Source organism: Streptomyces sp. NPDC020379, from assembly GCF_044387105.1.
GTDB lineage: Bacteria > Actinomycetota > Actinomycetes > Streptomycetales > Streptomycetaceae > Streptomyces.
In genome coordinates this window covers 1-23,710 of record NZ_JBIRVR010000018.1, presented here as the reverse complement: position 1 = coordinate 23,710, position 23,710 = coordinate 1, and the positions used below count along the sequence as shown (strand labels likewise).

21 protein-coding genes and 1 pseudogene are annotated in these 23,710 nt (G+C 71.7%); 18 read left to right on the top strand and 4 right to left on the bottom strand.

The genetic code is table 11. The features are described 5' to 3' along the window. The first annotated feature begins 236 nt into the window (after nt 1-236). From ACH427_RS22615 to ACH427_RS22605, 3 genes are read left to right on the top strand one after another with little or no spacing between them, the layout of a single operon-like run. Nucleotides 237-488 carry a hypothetical protein gene (locus tag ACH427_RS22615; RefSeq protein WP_398871821.1) on the top strand — a complete coding sequence of 84 codons (252 nt, stop codon included), beginning with the start codon at nt 237-239 and terminating at the stop codon, nt 486-488. After that, complete coding sequence (locus tag ACH427_RS22610; RefSeq protein WP_398871819.1) at nt 485-2,824, top strand: heavy metal translocating P-type ATPase; 2,340 nt, start codon at nt 485-487, stop codon at nt 2,822-2,824. Before ACH427_RS22615 ends, ACH427_RS22610 begins: the two co-directional genes overlap by 4 nt. Beyond that, entirely contained in the window at nt 2,821-3,327 is a 507-nt protein-coding gene (locus ACH427_RS22605; protein WP_398871817.1) for a copper chaperone PCu(A)C, read from the top strand. The genes ACH427_RS22610 and ACH427_RS22605 overlap by 4 nt, the downstream gene beginning before the upstream one ends. Before the next feature lie 84 nt (nt 3,328-3,411). On the opposite strand, the gene ACH427_RS22600 is transcribed toward ACH427_RS22605, so the two are convergent. Further along, nucleotides 3,412-3,999, bottom strand: a complete 588-nt coding sequence (locus tag ACH427_RS22600; RefSeq protein WP_398871815.1) for a sigma-70 family RNA polymerase sigma factor — start codon at nt 3,997-3,999, stop codon at nt 3,412-3,414. Nucleotides 4,000-4,060: 61 nt separating this feature from the next. On the opposite strand from ACH427_RS22600, the gene ACH427_RS22595 reads away from it, so the two are divergent. Beyond that, nucleotides 4,061-4,237: a zf-HC2 domain-containing protein gene (locus ACH427_RS22595; protein WP_398871813.1), complete on the top strand. Its 177-nt coding sequence runs from the start codon at nt 4,061-4,063 to the stop codon at nt 4,235-4,237. 165 nt (nt 4,238-4,402) lie between these two features. On the opposite strand, the gene ACH427_RS22590 is transcribed toward ACH427_RS22595, so the two are convergent. Then, the gene (locus ACH427_RS22590) at nt 4,403-5,089 is read right to left on the bottom strand and encodes a hypothetical protein (RefSeq protein ID WP_398871811.1); all 687 of its coding nucleotides are present in this window, start codon (nt 5,087-5,089) and stop codon (nt 4,403-4,405) included. A 285-nt stretch (nt 5,090-5,374) separates the two neighbouring features. Here ACH427_RS22590 and ACH427_RS22585 point away from each other — a divergent pair, with 285 nt between their 5' ends. Next, nucleotides 5,375-6,745: a phosphatase PAP2 family protein gene (locus ACH427_RS22585; protein WP_398871809.1), complete on the top strand. Its 1,371-nt coding sequence runs from the start codon at nt 5,375-5,377 to the stop codon at nt 6,743-6,745. 216 nt (nt 6,746-6,961) lie between these two features. Here the strand turns inward: ACH427_RS22585 and ACH427_RS22580 are convergent, their stop codons facing one another. Then, nucleotides 6,962-7,255, bottom strand: coding sequence for a holin (locus ACH427_RS22580; RefSeq protein ID WP_398871807.1), 294 nt, complete (start codon nt 7,253-7,255; stop codon nt 6,962-6,964). A 177-nt stretch (nt 7,256-7,432) separates the two neighbouring features. Between ACH427_RS22580 and ACH427_RS22575 the strand changes: the two genes are divergently transcribed. Together ACH427_RS22575 and ACH427_RS22570 are read left to right on the top strand one after the other, a co-directional pair. After that, complete coding sequence (locus ACH427_RS22575; protein WP_398871805.1) at nt 7,433-8,752, top strand: GAF domain-containing protein; 1,320 nt, start codon at nt 7,433-7,435, stop codon at nt 8,750-8,752. Nucleotides 8,753-8,801: 49 nt separating this feature from the next. After that, nucleotides 8,802-10,325: an aldehyde dehydrogenase family protein gene (locus tag ACH427_RS22570; RefSeq protein WP_398871803.1), complete on the top strand. Its 1,524-nt coding sequence runs from the start codon at nt 8,802-8,804 to the stop codon at nt 10,323-10,325. Nucleotides 10,326-10,413: 88 nt separating this feature from the next. Here ACH427_RS22570 and ACH427_RS22565 read toward each other — a convergent pair whose 3' ends face one another. Beyond that, nucleotides 10,414-11,505, bottom strand: a complete 1,092-nt coding sequence (locus ACH427_RS22565; protein WP_398871801.1) for a LysR family transcriptional regulator — start codon at nt 11,503-11,505, stop codon at nt 10,414-10,416. 212 nt (nt 11,506-11,717) lie between these two features. Here ACH427_RS22565 and ACH427_RS22560 point away from each other — a divergent pair, with 212 nt between their 5' ends. The 11 genes and pseudogenes from ACH427_RS22560 (at nt 11,718) to ACH427_RS22510 (ending at nt 23,600) form a co-directional block, all read left to right on the top strand. Beyond that, nucleotides 11,718-12,134, top strand: a complete 417-nt coding sequence (locus tag ACH427_RS22560) for a pyridoxamine 5'-phosphate oxidase family protein (protein ID WP_398871799.1) — start codon at nt 11,718-11,720, stop codon at nt 12,132-12,134. Between the two features lie 98 nt (nt 12,135-12,232). Then, nucleotides 12,233-13,561 carry an acetyl-CoA carboxylase biotin carboxylase subunit family protein gene (locus ACH427_RS22555; protein ID WP_398871797.1) on the top strand — a complete coding sequence of 443 codons (1,329 nt, stop codon included), beginning with the start codon at nt 12,233-12,235 and terminating at the stop codon, nt 13,559-13,561. Between the two features lies 1 nt (nt 13,562). Further along, nucleotides 13,563-14,900, top strand: a complete 1,338-nt coding sequence (locus ACH427_RS22550) for a hypothetical protein (RefSeq protein WP_398871795.1) — start codon at nt 13,563-13,565, stop codon at nt 14,898-14,900. A 202-nt stretch (nt 14,901-15,102) separates the two neighbouring features. Further along, nucleotides 15,103-16,905, top strand: coding sequence for a GH3 auxin-responsive promoter family protein (locus tag ACH427_RS22545; RefSeq protein ID WP_398871794.1), 1,803 nt, complete (start codon nt 15,103-15,105; stop codon nt 16,903-16,905). Continuing rightward, the gene (locus ACH427_RS22540) at nt 16,902-17,777 is read left to right on the top strand and encodes an alpha/beta hydrolase (protein ID WP_398871792.1); all 876 of its coding nucleotides are present in this window, start codon (nt 16,902-16,904) and stop codon (nt 17,775-17,777) included. Before ACH427_RS22545 ends, ACH427_RS22540 begins: the two co-directional genes overlap by 4 nt. Next, nucleotides 17,770-19,020 carry an enolase C-terminal domain-like protein gene (locus tag ACH427_RS22535; RefSeq protein WP_398871790.1) on the top strand — a complete coding sequence of 417 codons (1,251 nt, stop codon included), beginning with the start codon at nt 17,770-17,772 and terminating at the stop codon, nt 19,018-19,020. Before ACH427_RS22540 ends, ACH427_RS22535 begins: the two co-directional genes overlap by 8 nt. 79 nt (nt 19,021-19,099) lie before the next feature. Beyond that, on the top strand, nt 19,100-20,299 hold the full coding sequence (locus ACH427_RS22530; RefSeq protein WP_398871788.1) for a PLP-dependent aminotransferase family protein: 1,200 nt from the start codon (nt 19,100-19,102) through the stop codon (nt 20,297-20,299). Continuing rightward, entirely contained in the window at nt 20,296-21,222 is a 927-nt protein-coding gene (locus ACH427_RS22525; RefSeq protein ID WP_398871786.1) for a carbon-nitrogen hydrolase family protein, read from the top strand. The genes ACH427_RS22530 and ACH427_RS22525 overlap by 4 nt, the downstream gene beginning before the upstream one ends. A gap of 444 nt (nt 21,223-21,666) precedes the next feature. After that, nucleotides 21,667-22,227 (top strand): annotated as a pseudogene (locus tag ACH427_RS22520) (nitroreductase family protein). A 285-nt stretch (nt 22,228-22,512) separates the two neighbouring features. Beyond that, a complete protein-coding gene (locus tag ACH427_RS22515) occupies nt 22,513-23,028 on the top strand; it encodes an IS630 family transposase (RefSeq protein ID WP_398871784.1) in 516 nt (171 codons plus the stop codon). Beyond that, nucleotides 23,025-23,600, top strand: coding sequence for a transposase (locus ACH427_RS22510; protein WP_398871782.1), 576 nt, complete (start codon nt 23,025-23,027; stop codon nt 23,598-23,600). Before ACH427_RS22515 ends, ACH427_RS22510 begins: the two co-directional genes overlap by 4 nt. Nucleotides 23,601-23,710: the final 110 nt, after the last annotated feature.

Genomic DNA, 23,710 nt, shown 5'->3' with positions numbered 1-23,710 from the left:
CGGGCGGTGAGCTCCCGCCGGTTTCACCCAGAGCTCGCGGGCGGTGAGCCCCGCCGGATCGCGCCGTGCGGGCGACGAGCTCCCACCGGTTCGCACCGTGCGGGCGGTGACGGGTGATTCCTGGGTAGTCGGCCGCGGAGGCCCCCTGGTTCCCGTACGCGAAAGGGACAATCCTCACGCGCCGTGAAGCCGTCGCGGGCGGCCGGTCGTGGCGCGCGACGTGTCACGATGCGGCGATGACCGCTCGTCGTCTTCTCAGTCCGAGTCCTCTCGGCCCGTACGGATCCCTGCTCGGCTTCGTCCTGTTGCTGGCCGCCCTCTTCGGCGTCGCGTACGCCGTCGGCTCGGCCGCCGGACCCGCGGCCCCCGGCATACACCGCACCGGTGGTGGCTCCGGCGGCTCCGGTTCCGGCGGTGGCGGTGGCATGGGCGGGATGGGCGGCATGCACGACATGGGCGCGCCCGCGGGCCCGGTGGTGATCCGATGAGCACCGCGAGTCCCCTGGCGCCCGCCGCCACCGAGATCGTCGTCGGCGGGATGACCTGCGCGGCGTGCGTGGCGCGGGTGGAGAAGAAGCTCGGGCGGCTCGACGGTGTGACCGCCACCGTCAACCTCGCCACCGGCCGGGCCCGGGTCAGCCACCCCGCCGGGGTGACGGCGGCGGAGCTGATGGCCGTGGTGGAGGGCGCGGGCTTCACGGCGTCGCTGCCGGAGCCGGAGGTCACCGGGACGCCGGCCGACGGCGTGGCCGCGGCCTCCGCGATGACCCGGCTGATCGTCACGGCCGTGCTGTCCGTGCCCGTCCTGGTGCTGTCGATGGCGCCGGGGCTCCAGTTCCGCAACTGGCAGTGGCTGTGCTTCGTGCTGGCGACGCCGGTGGCCGTGTGGGGCGCGTGGCCGTTCCACGAGAAGGCGCTGCGCGGTCTGCGGCACTCCACCGCGACCATGGACACGCTTGTCTCACTCGGCGTGCTGGCCTCCTACGCGTGGTCGGCGTACGCGCTGTTCCTCGGCGGGGCGGGCGATCCGGACATGCGGATGCCGTTCACGCTGGTGCCGTCCATGGGTGGTGGCATGGCGGACGTCTATCTCGAAGCGGTGGTCGGCGTCCCGCTGTTCGTGCTGGTCGGCCGGCTGCTGGAGGCGCGGGCCCGGCACAGTACGGGTTCGGCGCTGCGGGCGCTGGCCTCGCTCGCCGCGAAGGACGTCGTCGTGCGCGACGCCGACGGCAGCGAGCGGCGGGTGCCGATCGCCGAACTGCGGGTCGGCGACCGCTTCGTCGTACGCCCCGGTGAGCGCGTGGCCACCGACGGCGTGGTCGTCGCGGGCAGCTCCGCGCTGGACCTGTCGCTGGTGACGGGCGAGAGCGCGCCCGTGGAGGCGGGGCCCGGGGCGGCCGTGGTCGGTGGCGCCGTCAACTCCGGTGGTCTGCTGGAGGTGCGGGCCGAGGCGGTCGGCGCGGACACCCAACTGGCGCGGATCGCCCGGCTGGTGGAGGACGCGCAGGCGGGCAAGGCCCGGGTGCAGCGCGTCGCCGACGCCGTCGCGGGGGTCTTCGTCCCGGCGGTGCTGGCCGTCGCCGTCACCGTGCTCGGCTTCTGGCTGGGCGCGGGCGCGCCGCCGCAGTCGGCGGTCACGGCCGCCGTCGCGGTGCTCGTGGTGGCCTGCCCGTGCGCGCTCGGCCTGGCCACGCCGACGGCCCTGCTCGCGGCCACGGGCCGGGGCGCGGGCCTGGGCATCCTGGTGTCGGGCCCGCAGGCGCTGGAGGGGCTGCGCCGGGTGGACACCGTCGTGCTGGACAAGACAGGCACGCTGACGACCGGTTCGATGGCGGTGACCGGGGTGACGGCCCGCGCGGACGGGCTCGGCTCCGAAGAGGCACTGCGGCTGGCGGCGGCGGTCGAGCGGGGTTCGGAGCACCCGGTGGGCCGGGCGGTGTGCGCGTACGTACCGGACGCCGCCGCCCTGCCGGAGGTCACCGGGTTCGCGGCGACGCCGGGCCGGGGTGTCTCGGGCCGGGTCGGTGACCGGCTCGTGGAAGTGGTCCGGCCGGAGGAGGCCGCCGCCCCGGCGAAGAAGAGGCCCAGGAGGAGCGGGCTGCCGGAGGCCCTGGCCACGGCGGTGCGCGAGGCGGAGCGGGACGGCAGGACCGTGGTGCTCGTCCGGGTGGACGGCACGCCCGAGGCGGTCGTCGCGCTCGGCGACTCGGTGCGCTCCGGTTCGTACCGCGCGGTCGACCACCTCAAGCGGCTCGGCCTGCGGCCGGTGCTGGCCACCGGTGACAGCGAGGGCGCCGCGCGGGCCGTCGCCGAGGAGCTCGGCATCACCGAGGTCCACGCGCGCGCGACGCCCGAGGACAAGGCCGCGCTCGTCCGTGAACTGCGCGCCCAGGGGCGCCGGGTCGCGGTCATCGGGGACGGCGTCAACGACACCGCGGCGCTGGCGGGTGCCGACCTGGGCATCGCGATGGGCAGCGGGACGGACGCGGCGATCGGCGCGGCGGACGTGACGCTGGTGCGCGAGGACATGGGCGCGCTGGCGGACGCCGTACGCCTGGCCCGCCGCACGTCGGCGACGGTCCGCGCCAACCTCGCCTGGGCGTTCGGCTACAACCTGGTCACCGTCCCGCTCGCCGCGGTCGGTCTCCTGAGCCCGATGTTCGCCGCGGCCGCGATGTCGGTCAGCTCGGTGCTGGTGGTGGCCAACAGCCTCCGCCTGCGCGGCTGGCAGCCGGCGCCCGCGGGCCTGAGCCGTACGCACTCCCCCGCCCGGCGCCGCCCGGCGACCCGGAGCACCGCCGTCCAGACACGAGGTGACGCGTGAAGACGCAGCTGTCCTCCCCCGCCGCCAGGCCGCTCGTCGCGACCGCCCGCGCGGCCGCCGTGCCCGTGATCGCCTGTGCCGTCGCCCTCGGCGGCCTGTGCGCGTGGACGGCCTCCGGCGCCGCGGGCCGGCCCGCGGCGATCGAGGTCGAGGGCCCCCGCGTCCTGCTTCCCTTCGGCACGGACGACACGGCCGCCTTCGTCGAGCTCCGCAACACCGGTGACGTGGACGACGAGCTCGTCGGCGTCGAGGCACCGACCGCCGGCGGCGCGATGCTCAGCCGCACGGTGGTCAAGGACGGCGCCGGGTCGATGCGGATGGTCCCGGCGGCGACCGTCCCGGCGAACGGCACCCTCGAGATGTCACCGCACACGCTGGACATCATGGTGGCGTCCCCGCCCCGCCTGCGCGTCGGCGACCGCCTCCCGCTGACGCTCCGCTTCCGCGACAGCGGCACGGTGCGGGTCGAAGCGGTCGTGGTCCGCCCGGGGAACCGGGGATAGGCGGCGGCACCAAGCGGTACGAAGAAGGGGGCGAGGCTCATGACGAGCCCCGCCCCTCTTCATTCCCGCTTCATTCCCGCCCGGTCAGGCGGCCCCGGCCAGCACCGGGGCGGCCCGTACGGCGTCCCGCTCGGCCGTCTCCAGCTGGCTGATCAGCGCCTCGCGCGCCCGCGCGACGCGGGAGCGCACCGTGCCGACCGGGCAGCCCGAGACCAGGGCGGCCTCCGCGTACGGCAGGCCCAGCAGCTGGGTCAGGACGAACGCCTCGCGCCGCTCGTACGGCAGGCGGTCGAGGAGCTGCGAGAGGGCGACGCCCTCGTCGAAGCCGGGCAGCTCCGCGGACTGCGCCCGCTCGGCGGCCGACTGCCAGTCGTCGGTGTCCGACAGCCGGGGCCGGGCCGCGTTGAAGCGGATCCGGTCCACGACGGTGCGGCGCGCGATGGTCAGCAGCCAGGTGCGGGCCGACGAGCGCCCCTCGAAGCGGGGCAGCGAGCGCAGGGCCCGCAGATACGTCTCCTGCACGAGGTCGTCCGCGCCCTGCGGGTCGTTGCTGAGCCGCGCCACGTATCGCCGTACGTCGCTCTGGGTGGCGCGGATGAAGCGCTCCACGGCGTCGGCGTCACCGCCGCGGGCCGCGAGCGCCCAGGTGGTCACCGCCTCGTCGTCACGCACGGCGGCCCCCCGCGTGGGGGGTGGTGCGCGGGGCTCCGACGGCGCCGGGGACGATGGCGGGGTGCACTGCGTCGAGTCCCGTACCGCCCTGTCCGCCCGCGTCGACGGCGAGGAGCCGCCGCCGGAGATCTCCGGCCCGGCGCTCGACGCCCACCTGCGGGAGTGCGCCGCGTGCCGGCACTGGGAGGCAGGCGCGCGCCGGCTGAAGCTGCTGTCGGCGGGCCTGGGGAACATCTGACGCGCTGGGTACGGCCGTACGGCGTGAGCCGAGGGCAGGGGGGACGTGCTGTCGCGGCACGCCCCATGTGCGGGCAGGGGTCATCGCCCTGGGTCCTTCCTGGAAATCCGGGCGCCCTGGAGTGCGGGTGGGCCCGGTGACGTGGTTCGGCGCGAGGGGTCGCCGTCAGCCGAAGGCGACGGCGACGCGGGCCGGTGGACCACGCGTGTCCAGGACATGGGCGTAGAGCAGCTGCCGCAGGCGCTGCGCGGCACGCGTCCGGTCGGCGCGGATGCGCGGCGGCCCGGAGGGCGTCGGGACGTCCCGGAAGAGGACGAGCAGCGGGGCGAAGAGGCGGGTGCGCAGGGTGCGGCCGAGCCGGAAGGCGGCCTGTTCGCCGCCGGAGAGCCAGACGCCGCAGACGACCGCGACGAGGACGTGCGCGGACCACATGCCGAGGGCGCCGTGCCCGGCGTGCATGGCCATGGAATGACCCGCCATGGAGTGACCGGCCATGCCGGACATGCCGCCGCTCATGTGCCCCATGGCGCCGCCCATGTCACCCATGGCGCCCGTCGACATGCCGGCCATGCCGCTCATGGACCCGGCCATGTCGTGCCCCATGGGCATGCCGGGGTCCGTCCCCGGCAGCCCTGTCGGCAGCCCGGCGCGTGCGGCCGCGGCCGCTCGGGCCGCGTTGGCCACGACGTTCTGGGAGAGGGCGAAGAAGAAGTGCAGTCCGGTCTGCGCCCCGACGGTGGCGAGTGTGATCAGCAGCGGGCCGCGTTCGCGTCCCGCCATGAACCACGCGCCGCTGCCCGTGGCGCACAGCGCGACCGCGACGGCCCACCAGGGGACGGTCGTGCCGGACATGACCGCGTGTCCCAGGGCAGCGAGCAGCACACAGACCGCTGCGAACACCGCGGCTCGCAGCGCTCGCGGACCCTCGTGCGCCTGCCCTGCTCTCATGACGTGCACATCGTTGCACCCGCTGCGCGCGGCCGGACGGCGGGGGGCGCCTTGACGCCCGCACGACCCCCCGCACGGGCGCATGGGTCCGCCCGGTCCGCCGCCCCTTCTCGACACACCGGAGAATCACTCCATTCACCACAAAGGGTGAACAACTGACCAACACCCAATAAATCGGTTACGTGATCGATGCCTATAGTTGACCAGGTGTTTTCGCGAACAGACATCGCCGCGCGGCGGCGACCCCAGGTGCTCCTGTGGGCCGCGGCGGGCGTGGCAGCCCTCGCGCTCCTCGTCGCGCTGGAGATCGCCGCCCGTCGCTACGCCGGCGTGCCCGGGCCGCTGACGACCCAGGTGCGCGAGGTGATCTTCGCCCCCAAGCCGGGGCCGCTGTACGGCGGCATGGCGTTGATGATGGTGGTGCTCACCTGGCGGCAACGGTTCATCGCGGCCGGCGCGGCGATCGGCATCGACGTCGTCTTCGTGCTGGTGCGGTGGGCGATCGGCGCCGAGGTGCCCGAGGGCCACTACTTCGGCAACGGCGCGTTGTGGGTGATGCTCGGCTGCGCGGTCATCGCTCTCACCCGCCGCACCGGCCGCGAACGCACCCTGATGCTGAAGGGCGTCGCGCTGGGCCTGCTGCTGGTGGCCGGCCGCAAGATCGGCGACACCTGGCTGCTCATCACGGCGAAGACCCGCCCGACGGTGCTCGACCCGTATCTGGCCACCGCCGACCACGCGCTGGGCAACCCGTCCTGGGCGATGGGCCGGGTCCTCGACGCCATCGGCCCGGTCGGCGACCGTCTCCTGGAGACCGTCTACGCCCAGCTCGCGGTGGCCGCGATCGTCGTCGCGCTCTACCAGCTGCGCAACGTCGCGACCGAGCGCCGCTTCCCGCGCCACCACCTCGTACGCACCTTCCTGGCGATCGGCCTCCTCGGGCCGGCGATCTACATGATCTTCCCGGTGGTCGGACCGGTCTTCGCCTACGGCCCGGGCGCCTCCGGAACCGGCGGCGTGCAGTGGGCGGTGGCCGACCTGTGGCCGCACACACCGCCGCCGGTCCACATCCCGCACCCCGTGCCCTACGACACGATCACCCCGCGCAACTGCATGCCCAGCCTGCACACGGCGTGGGCCACCGCGATCTTCATCCACACCCGGAAGGGCCCGCGGCTGCTGCGCTTCGCGGGGGCGTTCTGGCTGGTCGCCACGCTCAGCGCGACGCTGGGATTCGGCTACCACTACGGCGTGGACCTCGTCGCCGGCGTGGTGTTCTCGCTGACGATCGAGACGGCTCTGCGCACATACGACCGCGGCTGGGACCGCTCGGGGATCCGGCTGGTCGCCTACGGCACGGCCGTCTTCGCCGCACTCCTGGCGGCATACCGCTGGCTGCCGGTGGAGATGGCCGAGCACCGGTGGGTCTCCGGACCACTCCTCATCCTGGCGATGGCCTCGGTGATCTACGGCTACGTACGGACCACCAGGCGCTGGCAGGCGAAGGAGCGGGAGCCCGCGCCGATGCCGCGCGCGGAACCGCAGCCCGAACTGGTCTGAGGCACGTGTGGCCCTCGCGGCGAGGCGACGAGCCGCCCCGTACCGTCCGCCCGGCGGTACGAGGCGGTGGGCCGTCGGCTCGGGGGAAGGGCCGACGGCCCGGGTCCCGTCGCTCCAGTGGGACTCGCGTCTTCGAGTCAACCGTGTGGCGGGCCGCGCCGGGAAGCGTGTGCGCGGGGGCGGCATGGGTGCGCCGCGCACACCCCGTGTGAACGGTCAGCCTCCGCTCGACTGCCGCCCCGCGCGCGAGCCTGTCTTGGTTCCGCTTCTGGCGCCGCCGCCGCGGTTGGGCAGCCAGGCGGCACTGTTCGTGTCGCCGAAGCGGCTGCCTATCGCGCCCTTGATCACGGAGAGGGCGGCGGGCAGGGACGCGATCGCGGCCGCCTTGAGCGCGGAGACGTCGGTCAGGTCGAAGCCGTCGGCGATGAGGAGGCCGAGGAAGGTGGTGACATAGGCGGCGAGGGTGCGCTCGAGGATGTCGAGGAGAACTTTCTTGGACAGGGCAGTCATGGCCTTCTCGTGTCTCTTCCGTTCGCGTCGTATGGCTGAAGGGGCAGCGTGCTGGGTGCGCCACCCGCACCGCAAGACCTGACGGACAGTGAGACTCCGCACGGGACCTGTGCGGGCCCCGCCCCCTGTGGGATGCTGCCCTCTTTGCGGGGGCCGCCGAGGGCTGGGAGGGTCCGCATGGTCAACCCATGGCTGGCGCTGGTGTCCGGCGACGACCCCGCGCGGCGGCGCCGCGCGGTCCGTGGCGCCCACGCGGCCTTCGTGACCGGGGGCCCGGCGGGTCCCCAGGTACGCGCCGTGGTCGCCGACTCCTGGCGGCGCTCGGCGAGAGCCCTGCCCGCGCCCGAGTTCCTCGCACCCGTCGAACTGACCGGCACCGAGCTGGAGACCTACCGCCGCGCGCACCCGCTGGCCGCCGCGCTCCCCCTCTTCCGTGAGCTGCTCGGCTCCATCGCCGCCGACGGCGCGCACCTCTTCTCCGTCTGTGACGCCGCGGGCCGGCTGCTGTGGGTGGAGGGACACACGGGCGTACGGAAGGGGGCCGAGCGCATGAACTTCGTCCCCGGCGCCCGCTGGGACGAGACCCACGCGGGCACCAACGCCCCCGGCACCGCCCTGGCCCTCGACCACGCCGTCCAGGTCTTCGCCACCGAGCACTACAACCGCCTCGTCCAGCCGTGGACCTGCGCCGCCGCGCCCGTGCACGACCCCCGCACCGGCCGGCTGCTGGGCGCGGTGGACATCACCGGCGGCGATCAACTGGCCTCACCCCACAGCCTGGCGCTCGTCCAGGCCACCGCCCGCGCGGCCGAGGCGCGGCTGGCGGCGCCGGAGCAGGTGCCCGGCTGCGTCCTGTCGGCGCTCGGCCGGGACGAGGCACTGCTCGTCGTGGACGGCCGCCGGCTACGCCTGGGCCGCCGGCACAGCGAGATCGTCGCCCTGCTGGCCGCCCACCCCGACGGGCTGACGGGCGAGCGGCTCGCGGCGGCGCTCTACGGCGACCGCCCGGTGCCACCGGTGACCCTGCGGGCCGAACTGTCCCGGCTGCGGCGGCTGGTCGGCCCGCTGCTCGCGTCCCGGCCGTACCGGCTGCGTGGCGCGGTCGACACCGACTTCGGCTGCCTGGAGCGGGAGTTGGCCGTGGGCGGCCCGCGGGCCGCGCTCCGCGCGTACGACGGCCCGCTCCTCCCGCTGTCGGAGGCGCCGGGCGTGTGCCGGATGCGGCACCTCCTGGAGGCCCGGCTGCGCGGGGCGGTGCTGACCAGCGGCGACGCCGCCGCACTCCAGATGTGGGCCGAGGCCCCGTGGGGCGAGGAGGACTTGGAGGTGTGGGAGCGGTTGCTGGCCGCGCTTCCGATGAGCGCCCCGCAGCGGCGGTCGGTGGCGGCGCGGGCGCGGCGGCTGCGGGAGGAGTACGGGGCGGCGTACGCGGAGAACGGCCGGGCGACATACGGGCCGGGAGCCCGGGCAACGTTCGCGCAACCTGCGCAGGGCTAGCTTCCGAGGCGCACCTCCGACGTACCCCCGCTTCCGGAAGGCCGTCCTCATGACCCGCTACGCCGACCCCGGCTCCCCCGACGCGATCGTCTCCTACCGCCCGCGGTACGACCACTGGATAGGCGGTGAATACGTACCGCCCAAGCAGGGGCGGTACTTCGAGAACCCCACCCCGGTGAACGGCCGCCCGTTCACCGAGATCGCCCGCGGCACCGCCGAGGACGTCGAGCGCGCGCTGGACGCCGCGCACGCCGCCGCGCCCGCGTGGGGCCGCACGTCGCCGGCCGACCGGGCGCTGGTCCTGCACCGCATCGCCGACCGCATGGAGGAGCACCTGGAAGAGCTCGCGGTCGCGGAGTCGTGGGAGAACGGCAAGCCGGTCCGCGAGACGCTGGCCGCGGACATCCCGCTCGCCATCGACCACTTCCGCTACTTCGCGGGCGCGATCCGCGCGCAGGAGGGCGGTCTCTCCCAGCTCGACGACGACACGGTGGCCTATCACTTCCACGAGCCGCTCGGCGTGGTCGCCCAGATCATCCCGTGGAACTTCCCCATCCTCATGGCCACGTGGAAGCTCGCCCCGGCGCTGGCCGCGGGCAACGCGGTCGTCCTCAAGCCGGCCGAGCAGACCCCTGCGTCGATCCACGTATGGCTGGACCTCGTCGCCGACCTGCTGCCGCCGGGCGTGGTCAACATCGTCAACGGCTTCGGCGTGGAAGCCGGCAAGCCGCTGGCGTCCAGCCCGCGCGTCGCCAAGATCGCCTTCACCGGCGAGACGACGACGGGCCGCCTGATCATGCAGTACGCCTCCGAGAACCTGAAGCCGGTCACCCTCGAACTCGGCGGCAAGAGCCCGAACATCTTCTTCGACGACGTCTCCGCCGCCGACGACGACTTCCTCGACAAGGCGCTCGAAGGCTTCACGATGTTCGCCCTCAACCAGGGCGAGGTCTGCACGTGCCCGTCCCGCGCCCTGATCCAGCGCGGCCACTACGCGGCCTTCATGGAGGCGGCGGTGGCCCGCACCGAACGCATCGTCGCGGGCCACCCGCTGGACACCACGACCATGATCGGCGCCCAGGCGTCCAACGACCAGCTGGAGAAGGTCCTCTCCTACCTCGACATAGGCCGCCAGGAAGGCGCCCGAGTCCTCACCGGCGGCACCCGCGCCGAACTGGGCGGCGAACTGGAGGGCGGCTACTACGTCCGCCCCACGATCCTCGAAGGCGACAACAGCATGCGGGTCTTCCAGGAGGAAATCTTCGGCCCGGTGGTGGCGGTCACGCCCTTCACGGACTTCGACGACGCGATGACCCTCGCGAACGACACGCTCTACGGCCTGGGGGCGGGCGTCTGGACCCGCAACGGCACGACGGCTTACCGGGCGGGGCGCACGATCCAGGCGGGGCGGGTATGGACGAACTGCTATCACGCGTATCCGGCGCATGCGGCTTTCGGGGGGTACAAGCAGTCGGGGATCGGGCGGGAGACGCATCGGATGATGCTGGGGCATTATCAGCAGACGAAGAATTTGCTGGTGAGCTACTCGGCTCAGAGGTTGGGGTTCTTCTAGGGCCTCAAGTCGGTTGCCTGGAGGCATCATTGCGCTCCAGGTGACCCGACGCGACAGCTGCGCGATGTAACGTGTTGGGTTCTTCCCGTTAGCCTCTGGCATCCGGTGGAGTTCCACACGGACCAGTCGCGGACCAATGGTGCCGGAAGAAAGTCATCCCACGGGTCGCCCGTTCATGAGCGGGCGACCCGCCGACATATTCGTAGGCAGCACTCGAACCGCTGGCAGTACCCGCCCGCCCCGCCTGAGCCGACCCCGTGGACTGACCCAGCGGTTTCGGGGTCAGCCGTGCGGCACCGCATGAGCCATCCGGCTGCGCTACGTACGCAGCGAATCTGGCCAGGACCGGGTTTGGGTCGTCCGTGCGGTGGACGAAGGAGACGGCGTAGCGGGGCGGTCCTGCGGGTTCGTCCTCGACGAAGCGGCGGACGGCCACCTCGGGCGGGCGGAGTTTACGGGCACGGCCCAGGTCCATCACGGAGATGCCGGTGCCTTCGGCGACCGAGGCCACGACCTGCTCGAAGTCGGGCTCCTCGGAGACCAGTCGAGGAGGCCCGTCCGGCCACACGTCGGCGACGAGTTCCTTGTACAGCGTGGGCCCGGCCTCGCGCGGCCACAGGACTACGGGCAGGTCACGCAGGTCACGGCGGGTGAGGCGGTCGCGGGTGGCGAGGGGATGGTCGGCGGGAAGGACGACTGCGGCCTCCGCTTCGGCCACGACGACGGAGGTGATGCCCGGTTCGCTGATGACGCCGCGTACGAAGGCGGCGTCGAGGTCACCGTCGCGCAGCAGGCGCAGGCACCAGGACGACATGCCGGTGGTGACCGACACACGGACGTCCTCGTGGTCCTTGCGGAAGCGGCGGATTACAGCGGTGATGAGGTCGTCGGCGCCCGAACGGGAGTAGGCGAGGCGCAGTTTGCCGTGCGTGCCCTCGGCCACGGCCCGTACCCGCTCACCCAGTTCGTCGGCGGCCGTCAGCAGCGGCTCGGCACCTTCCAGCAGTGCCCGGCCGGCCGGGGTGAGGGTGACCCCCTGTGGGCCCCGGTTGAGCAGGGACGCCTTCAGCTTCTGCTCCAGGACCTTGATCTGCTGGCTGAGTCCGGGCTGCGCGATGTTCAGCTCCGCGGCGGCCCGCCCGAAGTGCCGGTGCCGGGCGAGCACTACGAAGTACCTCAAGCGGCGCAGTTCCATATGGACACCATAAACAGTTTCGGCATACGTGCCGTTCCGGCTCACGGACACTTCATGCGCCGTACACACACCGCCTGTCCGGGACCCGATAAACAAGCCTGATCGGCGGCGAGAAAAGCTGTATTGGACCTCCGCTGCGGCGGCACGCAGGCTGGGACCACGTGAGTGGGCGAGGAAAGGACCGGCAGGTGGGTGCCATGACGAAGGCCGAGCGCGAGGTGTTTCTGGCCGAGCCGCACATCGCGGTCGTCAGTGTCGCGTCGGAGGACGGCCGGGGGCCTTTGTCCGTACCGCTCTGGTACGGCTACACACCCGGCGGTGACATCACGCTCATCACCGCGCTGGACAGCCGCAAAGCCGCGCTGATGCGCAGGCACGGCCGGGTCTCCCTGTGTGTGCAGCGGACCGAACCGCCGCGCACCTACGTCAGCGTGGAGGGCCCGGTGACCGAGTTCCGCGAGCCGGCCAGGCTCGATGAACGGCGGGCGCTGGCCCACCGATATCTGGGGGCCGAGGAGGGCGATGCCTTCGTGGCGGCGTCCGCCGAGCGGACCGCCGGGTCGGTGCTGATCCGCGTGCGGCCCGAGCACTGGTTCTCCCGCGGCGCGTCCTGAGCCATGCCGGAACGAGTCATCACCCTCGGCCAGAGGTCGGGCATGTCCCCGGCCACTCCCCGACACGCCTCACGACTCAACTTGGAGGGGAAGTACCGATGGCCCACCTCGTCTTCATCGAGACCACCGCGCTGGGCGTCCAGTCCATCGCGTACGCCAAGCGGCTCGGTCACGAAGTGACCCTTTTACGTTCACCGCTGTACGACTTCATCACCCCACCCGCCGAGCGCGCCCGAGCCGAGGTACTGGCCGACCGCACACTCCACTCGGCCGACCTCCAGGAGGTCGGCCTGCTGACCGGCCTGCTGGGTGAGCACGGCATCGGCGTCGGGGACGTGGACGCCGTCCTGTCCACCCTGTCCCTGTGCGTGCTGAGCGCCTCGCGACTCGCCGAACGACTCGGCGCCCACGGCACTCCGTACGAGGCTGCGGCCGCCGCCCGTGACAAGGGCCGGTGCCGGGAGATCCTGCGGGAGACGGGTGTGCCGAGCCTGGGGTTCGCTGTGGTGACCACGCCGCAGCAGGCCCTTGCGGCCGCGGCGGACATCGGTTACCCGGTCGTGATCAAGCCGGTGTCGGGCGTCGGCAAGGCCGTCACCAGCATCGTCAAGGACCCGGATGGGCTGCGCGCCCATTTCGCGTCGTCCGCCGAGGAGTTGAGGACAATGCAGCCGGGTATCGCGGCCGAGCTGGACGAGCGGTACATCGTCGAGGAGTTGGCGGTCGGCGAGCTGTACTCGGTCGAAGTGGCCGCGGGCAGCGAGCGGTTCACCCCTCTGGTGGCGGTCGGCCGCAAGATGGGCCGCGACAACCCGGTCTTGGAACTGGGCTGCACCGTGCCATCGGGGCTGCCCGCGGACGAGGAGGCGGAACTCGGTCGGTACGCGGTCAGGGTCTGCGAGGCCCTCGGACTCACCCTCGGCATCTTCCACGTCGAAGTCATGCAGACGGTACTCGGGTTCCGGCTTGTGGAGGTCAACCCGCGGATATCCGGAGGCTCGTTGCCGGACTCGGTGCGGATGGCCACGGACCACAACGTCTTCGAGATCCTGGTCGACCTGTTCCTCGGCGCGCCCGCGCCCGCACGGCCCCTGCCATGGCACCGGGCGGCCAGCCACACCTTCCTGGCCGCCGCTCGGGACTCCGTCGTACCGCGGGACCTGCCGGCCGACTGGTTCGAGGAATTCCGGCCACGCCTGCACTCGGGGTGGAACCGCGCCGAGCCCGGGGCCCGACTCCGTTCGATGAAAGGCAACTTCGACACCTTCGGCATGATCCGGGTCGTCGGCGACGACGCCGACCGGGCCGCCAGAGAGGTCGCGGCGGTGCGGCGGGACATCGAGGAGCGGCTCGGGTTCGCACTCACGGCGGTGGCCGAGTCACGGGGCGAACAGGCCGCGGCGGCTCCGGCACGGGGAGACGGCTGACATGGGTGACTCCCCCGAGGACACCGGCACCCCTCGTACGTCCCCTACGACCGATACCTCTCCTGTCACCGCCGTCCTCGTCCGCCCTCCCCGTACGGTCGACACCCTGGTCCGCTACCTCCTCACCGCCTGCCTGGTCCGCACGGCGAGCGGCGGCGCGGCCGTCGGGTTGTTCACCCTGGCCGTCCGTACGGGTGGCTCGGGCGGTGCGACCCTGGGCGGTGTGCTCGCCGCCCTGCTGACCGCGCCGTACGTGGTGGGCCCCTGGCTGGCCGGCGTGCTCGACCGGGCCCTCGACGCCCGCCGGGTCCTGGCCGCCTCCTTCGTCTTGTTCGGCGTCGCACTCGCCGCGGCCGCGCTGCTGCTCGGGCGGATCCACTTCCTCGTGGTGGCCGGGCTCGTCACCGTCGCCGGAATGTGCGGGCCGCTGGTGACCGGCGGACTGAGCAGCCGGCTCGCCGCTATGGACGGCTGGGACGAACACGGCCGACGCCGGGCGGAGGGCTGGGACTCGGCGACGTACGGTGTTGGCAACACGTTCGGGCCCGCGGCCGTGGGCGCAGTGGGTGCTGCCCTCGGTGCACGCACCGCGGTGCTGTGCCTCGGCGCGGCGGCGGCACTGGCCGCGTTCACCTTACTGACGCTGCCCGCCGGGGCGCCGCCCGTCAAAGGAACGGAACCGCTCCGGGTCCGGCAAACCTTCCGCATCATCGCGACCGTGGGGCAACTGCGCCGTGTGATGGTGGCAATGGCGCTGACCGCGCTGGTCGCCGGCGGCATCACAGTCGTGGCGACCACACTGGGCCGACAGCTCGCCGGCAGTGCCGAGGCCGGCGCCGCGCTGGCCGCCGTCTATGGCTTCGGCTATCTGGCCGGGTCAGTCGCGGCGGGCATCGTGCCGCTGCCGGGCGAGCCCGAGAGGACGTCGACCCTGCTGGTGGCGGTGAGTGCGGCGACAGTGGCCTGTTGTGCGGTGGCGCCCAGCTACACGGTGGCCGTGGTGACGTTCGCCGCCACGGGGGCGGCCGGCGCCCTGCTGTTCACGGCGACGCTCGCCGTCCGCTCCGTCCACGCACCGCCCGAGGCCCGCGCCCAGGTGTACGTCTCCATGGGCGCCCTCAAGATGGCCGTCTCCTCGGCCGGCACCGCGCTGGCAGGCAGTCTGATGGCGCTGGGCCCGAGGATGCTCCTGGGCGCCGGATGCGCCGTGACGCTTTTCGCCCTGGCGAGTGTGCTCGGCGACCGGCGCATCAGCGCACGAAGGAATCCCGTACCGGTTACTGAGGGAGATTCATCAGTGCGCAGCAAAAGTCGGAAGTTCTCCTCACCGATTCCTTGACGGACAGCAGCAGAAACGCAAAGAATAATATTCATGCGGAACTTCTGTCACCCTTCCCGCTGATTCTGCTGTGCCGGCGCACGCCTTCGCGTCGACTCTGCACACGGCAGTTGACAAGCGCCTTCTCCACTGGTTTTCCCATCGGAGAAGCGGGACACCATTACTGGTCCCGTACCCCGCACATCCCGACCAGAGGACGAACATGGCAGCCTCCGCCGCTCCCACATTCAATTCGGTCTTCTCCACCATCGCCACTTGCTCGTGCCACGCCTTCGGCATCCGCACCCAACACGCCCTGCACGCCATGCGAAAAGTCTTCACAGATCCCGAAGACACCGCCCGGAATGTATTCGCGGACATTCTCGACCAGAGCGCGGACACGGAATTCGGCCGCGCCCACGGCCTGCACCGCGTCCGAACCCTCGGCGAATGGCGGCGGGCGGTGCCGATCCAGCAGTACGAAAACGTCGAGCCGTACATCCGCCGTGCCCGCCAGGGCCTTCCCGCGGTCCTCACCCGCAGTGGGCCGTACGCCTTCCTGCAGACCTCCGGCTCCAGCGGAACGCCCAAGCACATCCCCACCACCCGGCACTGGCGCGACCACTACCGCGGGCCCGCCCTGTACGCCCAGTGGGGCCTGTACTTCGAGGCACTCGCCGAGGCAGACGCGCTCGCGGCGCCTGCCGGCCACATCCCACAGATCCTCGACCTCTCCTGGGAACGCGCCCCGGGCCGTCCTGGACCGGACGGCGAGCTCCCCGTCTACAGCATCTCCAACCGCCCCACGGCGGTCAGTCCACACGACTGGCTGCCGCCCTGGTACGACGAGCCCTGGCTGCTCGCCGACCCGGGTGAGGGCTGGGAGGCCGCGCTGTACCGCAAGCTGCGGCTGCTCGCGGGAGACGACGTTCGGGCGGTGGTCGCCCTCAACCCCTCGAAGATCATCAGCCTGGCGCAGACTCTGGCCGCCTCCGGTGAACGGCTGATCGCCGACCTGCGCGACGGAACCCTGGACGGTCGGCGCCACCCCGCCCTCACCCCGGACCGGGAGACCGCCGACCGGCTGGCCGCCGCCCTCGACTCAACCGGTGCCGCCCCGGCCCTGCGCGACCTTTGGCCGCGCCTGGACCTCGCGGTCGTCTGGAACTCCGCGTCTGCCGCCCTGTACCGGGACTGGCTGACGGAGATCCTGCCGGGCGTACGGCGCCTGCCCTTCAGCACGACCGGCACCGAGGGCATCGTCACCCTCCCCGTGGACGGCCACCCCTCTGCCGGTCCACTCGCCGTCAGCCAGGGCCTCTACGAGTTCGTCCCCGCCGAAGGCCCCCGAGCGTCCGACGGCCCGGACGCGCTCGCCCCAGACGCGGCGACCGTGCTCTTCGACGAGCTGGAGGACGGCGGGGAGTACCGCCTGGTGATGAGCCAGGCCAACGGTCTGCTCCGCTACGACGTCGGCGACGTCTACCGCGTCGTCGGCCGTTATGGCGCCACCCCGCGCTTGGAGTTCACCGGCCGGGCCGGCTTCCGCTCCTCCTTCACCGGCGAGAAGCTCACCGAGCGTCAGGTCCACGAGGCCGTCGTGGCCGCCCTGCCCGCGGGTCCGGGCGGGCGCCCGCTGTTCACCTGCGTGCCCGTATGGGGGACCCCGCCGCGCTACCACGTGGTCGTCGAGGGGACCGTCGGCCTCGGCTCGGCCGGCCTGGAGTCCTTCGCCAGGGACATCGACAGCGCCCTGCGCCGCGTCAACATCGAGTACGGCGAGAAGCGCACCTCCCGCCGCCTGGGCCGGATCGAGGTCACCGCAGCCGAGTGGGGCGCCTTCGGCCGTGCCTCGGAGCAGCGGCTGCGCACCCGCGGTACCTCTTCCAACCAGGTCAAGCACCACTGGCTGCAGCGCGACCGGGACATACTCGACCACCTGGCCGAGCAGGGGCTGCTCACGGCCACCACGGAACCGGGGCTGATGCTCGTTTCCGCGTCCACCGGGACCGGTGGGGCCCGATGAGCGCGACAGCACGTTCCCAGGACCGTACGGCTCTCTCGCTCACCGCCTCCGACGGCACCGAACTCGCGCTTCACCACTGGGCGCCCCGGTGCCCACCCACCGCGGCCGTGTTCTATGTCCACGGCATCCAGAGCCACGCGGGCTGGCTCTTCGAGACCGGCCCCGAACTCGCCGCGCGCGGCCTCGCGGTGTTCGTCCTCGATCGGCGCGGCAGCGGCACCAGCGGCGGCCCGCGCGGCCACCTTCCCTCGGTTGCACAGGTTCTGGACGACTATGCGACCGCCATCACCGCAGTGCGGACACGGGTGGAGGACATTCCACTGACCCTCGTAGGTCAGAGCTTCGGCGGCAGCGTCCTCGCGGCCCTCGTCACCGCGGGGCGCACCGCCGGTGATCGCCTCGTCTTCTGCGCCCCCGCGCTGGGTCAGCAGCGCGCCCGGCACGGCAACGGCGAGGCCCTGGCGGCGGTGCGTTGCACAGGCGGCCTGAACACGACACCGCTGGCGCTGACCGACACGGACTACACGCAGGACATTCCCTATCTGGACTTCATGGCCAACGACATCCTGATGATCCGGCAGATCACCGCGTCAAGCCGCTCGGTGATGGTGGGGCTGGAGGACGTGTACATGCGCGGCGGAACCTGGGACACGGCCTCGGCCGTGCGCCCCGCGCATCCGGTGCACTTCGTGCGCCCGGAAGCCGACGCGATCATCGACCTGGACATCGCCTGGCGAGTCCTGACCGGCCTGACTCGGAGCGCGACCGCTGTCGACTTCCCGGACTCGGGCCATTACCTCGAGTTCTCGCCGGCCCGGCACCGCTACTGGGACTGGGTTGCAGCGACGGCAACGGCAACAGCCGATGAGTGAACCCCCTTTGCCAGTAGAGGTGTTCACCGCCGAGATCCCCATGGCTCGCCCCTTCTCACACGCCGCGCATGTCCGCCGTACCTCCCGTTCGGTCCTGGTCCGCTGCACTCTGGCGGGCGCGACCGGCTGGGGGGAAGGGGCGCCACGGACCTACGTCACCGGGGAGAGCCTGGACTCGACTGTGCACACCCTCCTGCACACCCGGCTCCCGGAACTGGACGGAGTGTTCGACGGTTCCTTCCACACGGGCGTCCGCGCGTTGGCCGGCCTCGACCTCCCAGCCGCCCTCGGCACCCGCGCGCACCCCGCCCCGGCCGCCGCCTGCGCCCTGGAGATGGCCTTACTGGACGCCTGGTGCCGTGCCCACAGCCGGGACGCGGCGGACGCCGTGGCCGCCGTGGGCGGCGACCTGCTGCGCCCCGAGCCGCGGGTCCCCGTCTCCACGCTGGTCGTCGACTCCAGCCGTACGCCCGCGGAGCTGCTCGGCACCTTGTCGGCCGAGGCGCGCTCCCGCCTGACGCACGTCAAGGTCAAGGGTTTGCCCGATCCCGAGGCGACCCGCGAACTCGTGCTACTGGTACGGAAGTACATCTCCCCGTCCCGCACCACGGTCTCCGTCGACGCCAACGGCGCCTGGTCGCCTACGCAGGCCCTGCGGGCCGCCGCCCTCCTCGTCGGCACGGTCGACTGGCTGGAGGAACCGACCCGCCCCCGTGACTGGGCCACCTTGCGCCGCGTCCAGCGGGAGGCAGGCTGTCCCGTGATGCTGGACGAGTCGGCGGTCGTCCCCGCCGATCTGGATGACGCGGTCGGACACGCGGCGGCGAGCTACGTCAACGTTCGCGTCTCCAAGTGCGGCGGCCCGCTGGCGAGTCTGCGCATGCTGCGCCGCGCCCGCACCCTCGGCCTGCGCGCCCAACTCGGTGTCCAGGTGGCCGAGGTGGGCCCGCTGTGGGCGGCGGGCCGCCTGCTCGCGGCCCGTGTCGGCGGCTTGGTCGCCGTTGAGTCCGGTCGCCAAGACGAGTGGTTCGCCCAGGACCTGACCGTGCCGCCGTACCGGATCGACCGCACACACCACCGAGCTGAGCCGCTCCCCGGGCCGGGCTTCGGCCTGACCCCGTCACCGCGCCTTCTGCGGCTCCACGCCTGCTGGGCGGGCCGTCGCGACTCCCCCCTTGCGACCGGCAAGGGCGCCTCCCCACGCACCCGACGACCGGAAGGACCGAACCGCGCATCGGCCTAGCACCCTTTCCCCGCTCCTACCGGCTCACGCTCGTAGGGCGGGGCCGTACCAACACCCACACTTATGACAAGGAACTCGCATGACCACCGCGCTCACCACTCCCCCTCCCGGCACTCTGATCTCCTCCCGTATCTCCGCCCTCTCCGTCTCCTCGCCCTATGCCGTTCCCAACCGCAAGCCGGGGCTCGACTTCGTGAACCTGGTCAGCGGCGCGCCCGCGGTGGAGGCGCTGCCGCTGGCCGAGATCAGGGAAGTGACCAACGACCTGCTGGCCGGTCCCGACACCGGTGGACCCGCGCTCGCCTACGGCCCCAACGCGGGTGATCCGACCTTGCGTTCGCTCATCGCCGCCCGCGAAGGCGTGGACCCGGCCCGGGTGCTTATCACCAACGGCGGACTGCACGGCACCGCCCTCGCGCTGCACGCGGTGGCCGAGCCGGGTGACGTGATCGTCGTCGACGACCCGGTCTTCCCCGACACGATCCGCATCATCGAGAACACCGGCGCGGCCGTCCACCCCGTCCCCGTCGGACCGCACGGCCTCGACATCGACGTCCTCGCCGAACGGCTGCGCGGCGGGCTCCGTCCCAAGGCGGTCTACACGGTGCCGGACTTCCACAACCCGTCGGGTGGCCTGCTGCCTCATGAGAAGCGGCTCCAGCTCGTCCGGCTTGCGGAGCGGTACGGGTTCTTCGTACTGTCCGACAACCCGTACCGGCCCTTTGCGCCGGACGACCGGAGTGAGTCGGACTTCCCGCTCGACAGCGACCGGGTGGTGGTCGTCCAGACCTTTGCCAAGACACTCGGCCCGGGCCTGCGCCTTGGCTGGATGACCTCCCCCGAATGGCTGGCGCCGCACGTCATCAACCTTCGGCGCCGCTATGACTTTCAGAGCTCGACCCTCTCCCAGGGCATCGCCCGCACGCTGCTCGCCCGCGACGGCTGGTTCGACCAACTGCTAGCCCGGGGCCGGGACATCTATCGCGAGCGTGCCGAACTCACCGTCCGGGGCCTGCGCGAGGCCGGTGATCAGCTGGAGTTCGACGACCCGGCGGGCGGTTTCTTCGTCTGGGCCAAAGTAGGCGGCGGCCCGTCGGCTGCCGAGTTCCTCGCCGAACGGGCGCGTAAGGCCGGGGTCGTCTACTCCGCCGGCACCTTCTACGACCCGCTTCAACAGGGCCGCTACGCCGACCACGTACGGATCGCGTACTCAGCCTCTCGACACGACCACTTGGTGGCCGGCTTGGAGCGCCTGACAGCCGTCCTGAAGTCCCTATGACCGCGCCCGCGTCGCTGCGCATCGCGCTCGGACAGATCAGCAGCACCACGGTCCCGGGGGAAAACCTCCTTCTCGTCGAACAGGAGGTCGCCAGGGCGGCGGCCGCGCGGGCCCAGGTACTGGTACTGCCGGAAGCGACCATGTGCCGCTTCGGAATCCCTCTGCATGCGGTTGCCGAGCCCTTGGACGGCCCCTGGGCGAGCCGGGTGCTCCAACTCGCCGCCGACGCAGGACTCACGGTCGTGGCTGGAATGTTCACCCCTGCCGGTGACGGCCGGGTGCACAACACAGTGATCGCGGCCGGTCCCACCGGACTGCTCGGCCACTACGACAAGATGCACCTCTACGACGCCTTCGGGCATCGCGAGTCCGACACAGTCGCATCCGGCACAGAACCGCTGACGGTGGACGTCGATGGGGTCCGGATCGGAGTCGCCACCTGCTACGACATCCGCTTCCCCTGCCTGTTCACCGAACTCGCCGCACGAGGCGCCCTGGTGACGATCGTGCCCGCCTCGTGGGGCGCGGGCCCGGGCAAACTCGGCCAGTGGACGCTGCTGGCCCGCGCCCGGGCGCTGGACTCGACGAGCTTCATCGTCGCCTGCGGCCAAGCCGCTCCGAGCGGGGTCACCACCACCGGCGTCACGCCAGGTGCGCCTCCCACAGGGGTCGGCGGCAGCCTGGTCGTCTCGCCGCTCGGCCAGGTCCGCGCGGCACTGGGCCCGGCCGCGGACTTCGCCACCGTGGATCTCGACCTGCGGGAGGTGCATGGGGCCAGAGAGCTGATACCGGTACTGGCCGACTCAGAAAGCGTCCGGATGGACACGACGACGATCCCGGCTGGTTCTTCAGCACCGTATCGCTGCCGCCACCGGCCAGTTCCTCAGCGTTCTGTGCGCGGACGACCACACGGGTGGATCTGACGCCAGCGGCGGAGCACCGGGCGTGAACGGCGTGCAATGTACGGTGCTTTGCACAGAGGGCGCATCGATGTGCCGCGGCTGCGGCGGTGCCGGCGGGGATACCCGAGGCGGCTGACGGCGTCTGGTCTTGGCGGCGGACGTCACTCAACGGCTTCGGCGGACGCGCCAACCAGTGCGGATCGCTCGTTCTGCCACCTCTACAGCCACAGCGGACGCTCCTCGGACCCGCTTGTGCTCAGCTGTCCCTACTCGTTCGCTCAGGAGTCGGACCGGACTTGTGGGTCAGATCATGGGCGCGCCGCAGCTGGGGCTGCTCGAGGATATCGCCAGGGGCGCAAGGGAGCATTTCGAGTCGTGGTCTGCAGGTTTGCTCAAGGAGTGGCTCTGCGACCCGGTAGGTGGTCTGGTGTGGGAGGTGCTCGCGGTCGCCGGTTGCAGCGGAACATGCAGCATCCTCAGGAGGCGCCCAGCGGCATACATCCACTGCTCGCCGGACGTTTCAGCCCCAACCGGTTCGATCCGTCCGCGGTCGTCGATGACCACGCCCTTGGGTTGCTGTTGGAAGCCGTGCGATGGGCGCCGTCGGCGGGGAACTCCCAGCCATGGGGCTTGTTCACCAGCAGGCCCGGTGAGCCGGAGCACGACCGTGTTCTCCCTCACCTTGCGCCGAGCTCGGCCCGCCGGGCGACGGACGCAGGTTTGCTCGTCGTCACCCTGACGCGGCGGTACGTCGATGACAGCCAGCTGCTCTACTCCGAGTTCGCGGACTACGACCTCGGCCAAGCCATCGCCCACATGACTGTTCAGGCCCAGGCCATGGGGCTGGCCGCGCGCCAGTTCCGGGCCTTCGACCTGTAAGGGCTCACCAAGGAGCTGGACCCGATCCCGGGGTGGGCGATCGTCTCCATGGTCGCGGTGAGCAAGGCGGTCGGCGGGCCACCGGAGGGCCGTGCTCGACACAGCGTCGCCCACTGGCGCTCTGCTCCCTGGTCACCGGTGGAGTAACGGCCGAGCTTTGCTCATTGAGCGGTCCTGGTTCTTTGATCCAGATCATCGAACCACACAGGTGAAGTCCGGCTTGCGGGCGTGCAAGATCGACGCGCGGGCGTGTTCTTCGGCGTGGTCCGGCCGGTCGATGTCACGGAAAGCGTTGTCCCACTCGCCTCCGAGATACGCGGGATCGATGAACTCGGCCCGCGAGGAAACTCCACCTGTCCACGTCCGCCCTCCCTACTGAGTTTTTCGTTAGTTCTGTGGTAGTTGGGGCTTCGGCGGTGTGAGAATGGTGGCGTGTCTTCCGAGTTGCAGGCTGTAGTTTCCGGCTGCTCTGTTCCGCCGCTGACGCGGCCGCAGTTGGCCGAGGCCCGTCGCATGCGGGCGGTCGAGTTGTTCGAGCAGGGACGCTCTACTTCCGATGTCGCACGGATGGTGGGGATGCACCCCGAGAGCGTGCGCCGGTGGAAACGTTCGTGGGAGCAGGGCGGGGCTCGGGCACTGCGGCGGCGGCCGGCCACCGGCCGGCCGCCCAAGCTGGATAACGCCCAAGCCGAGGTGGTGCGGGCCGCGTTGGAGCAGGGCGCCCAGGCGCACGGGTTCGAGGCGGATCTGTGGACCGTGGAACGGGTCGGCATGGTGGTGGAGCGGGTGACCGGGGTGAGGCTGGCGAGGGCATCGGTGTGGCGCCTGCTGACCGGGAGGCTGGGATGGAGTCTGCAGCGGCCCAGGCGCCAGGCCGTCGAGCGGGACGAGTCCGAGATCGCCCGGTGGGTCGCCCAGGAGTGGCCCCGCATCGAAAAGGGGCGGTGAAGAAACGTGCCTGGCTCGTGTTCTTCGACGAATCGGGCGTGTCGCTGCTGCCCCAGGTCCGCCGGACCTACGCACCCCGCGGGCGCACTCCCACCCTGCGCCACCGGCTGAACTGGAAACGCGCCTCGATGGCCGCCGCGCTGGGCTACCACGCAACTGACCCCGAACGTGGTCCGCGGCTGTGCTTCCACCTCAAGCCGGGAAGCTACGACACCACGTCCCTGATCGATGTGTTGGAACAGATCAAGACCTTCTACGCCGGTGAGCCGGTGGTGTTGGTATGGGATGGACTGTCTGCCCACTGGAGTCGGGGCATGCGGGCCTGGGTGGCCGAGCAGGACTGGCTGACGCTGGAGCGGCTGCCGGCCTACGCACCCGAACTCAACCCGGTGGAACTGCTGTGGTCGGCTATCAAGGCCCGTGAGCTGGCCAACCTCGCCGGCGACCACCTCGCCGATGTCGCCGACGCGGCCGAACGCGGCATCCACCGAGTCTGCTCCAGCGAGCAACTCCCGTGGTCTTTCCTCACTCACACCGGCCTGACAATCCACCCCCAACTACCACAGAACTAACGAAAAACTCAGTAGTGCTCGATTCCTCTTTCGGTGGGTATATGTCCTGGTGACAGGTCGGTCTCGGGGGTGGGGTGCCGGGCGATGGTCTTACGGACACGGCAGGACAG